This is a genomic window from Propioniciclava sp. (assembly GCF_036744435.1).
Taxonomy (GTDB): domain Bacteria; phylum Actinomycetota; class Actinomycetes; order Propionibacteriales; family Propionibacteriaceae; genus Propioniciclava.
This window is the reverse complement of sequence record NZ_DAIOIA010000244.1, coordinates 1-1,515: the sequence shown is the minus strand read 5'-3', so window position 1 is coordinate 1,515 and position 1,515 is coordinate 1. Positions and strand designations below refer to the sequence as shown.

Here is a 1,515-nt window from a genome sequence, read left to right as displayed (position 1 = left end):
CGATGGCCTCGGAGATGAAGTCGGCCGGGAACGCCCGCTCGAACTTCTCCTTCGAACCTTCCACCCACGGGTAGCCCCACTGCGCGAACGGCATCGATCCGGAGTCGTACCAGGCGTCGATGACCTCAGGGACGCGGCGGGACTCGCGCCCGCACGTCGGGCAGTCGAACACGACATCATCGACGAACGGGCGGTGCGGATCCAGCGTGGACAGGTCGCGGCCGGTCAGCTCGGAGAGCTCCTGGCGCGAGCCGACGCACACCTGGTGGTCCTCCGCGCACCGCCAGATCGGCAGCGGCGTCCCCCAGTAGCGCTTCCGGGACAGCGCCCAGTCGACGTTGTTCTTCAACCAGTCGCCGTAGCGGCCGTGCTTGATGGTTTCCGGATGCCAGGTGGTCGCCTCGTTCTGAGCGAGCAACTCCTCCTTGATCGCGGTCGTCCGGATGTACCAGGACGGCTGGGCGTAGTAGAGCAGCGGGGTGTGGCACCGCCAGCAGTGCGGGTAGCTGTGCTCGTAGTCGAGCTTGCGGAACAGCAGGCCCCGCTCGGTGAGATCGGCCAGCAGGATCGTGTCGGCCGACTTGAAGAACTGGCCTCCCACCAGGGAGATCTCCGGCTCGAACGTGCCGTCAGGGCGGATCGGGTTCACCATCGGCAGCCCGTAGGAGCGGCAGGTCAGCATGTCGTCTTCGCCGAAGGCGGGCGCCTGATGCACCAGGCCGGTGCCGTCCTCGGTGGTGACGTACTCGGCCAACACGACGTAGTTCGTGCCGCCCGGGGCGTCGGGGAACGAGATCAGGTCGAACGGCCGCTGGTAGGTCCAGCGCTCCAACTCGCGTCCGCCGAAGGTCTCCCCCAGCGTCCACTCCTCGCCCAGCACCTTCAGCGCCAGCGGCTCGGCGACCAGCAAGGCGTCCTCGCCGTGGCGGGCGACGACGTAGGTGACGTCGGGATGCACGGCGACGGCCGTGTTCGAGACCAGCGTCCACGGCGTCGTCGTCCACACCAGCAGGTCGACCTGGCCGGCGAGCGGACCCGAGGTCAGCGGGAACCGGACGTATACCGACGGATCGACGACGTCCTCATAACCCTGGGCGAGTTCGTGGTCGGACAAGGTGGTGCCGCAGCGCGGGCAGTACGGGGCGACGCGGTAGTCCTCCACCAGCAGGCCCTTGGAGTGGATCTCCTTCAGCGACCACCACACCGACTCGACGTACTCGGTCGACATCGTCCAGTAGGCGTCGTCCAGGTTGACCCAGTACCCCATCCGCTCGGTGAGCTGGGACCACTTGTCGACGTGCCGGGTCACCGACGCGCGGCAACGGTCATTGAACGCCTCGACGCCGTACTCCTCGATGTCGGCCTTCCCGGCGAACCCGAGCTCCTTCTCGACGGCGAGCTCCACCGGCAGGCCGTGGCAGTCCCAGCCGGCCTTGCGGTCGACGTGGAAGCCCTGCATCGTCTTGAACCGGGGGAAGATGTCCTTGAAGGAACGGGCCTCGATGTGGTGGGTGC

At 67.5% G+C, this 1,515-nt stretch carries 1 protein-coding gene; it reads right to left on the bottom strand.

Annotation, left to right across the window (positions count from 1 at the left end):
• A partial coding sequence (locus V7E09_RS15650; RefSeq protein ID WP_324523745.1) for a class I tRNA ligase family protein occupies positions 1–1,515 on the bottom strand: 1,515 nt, incomplete at both ends.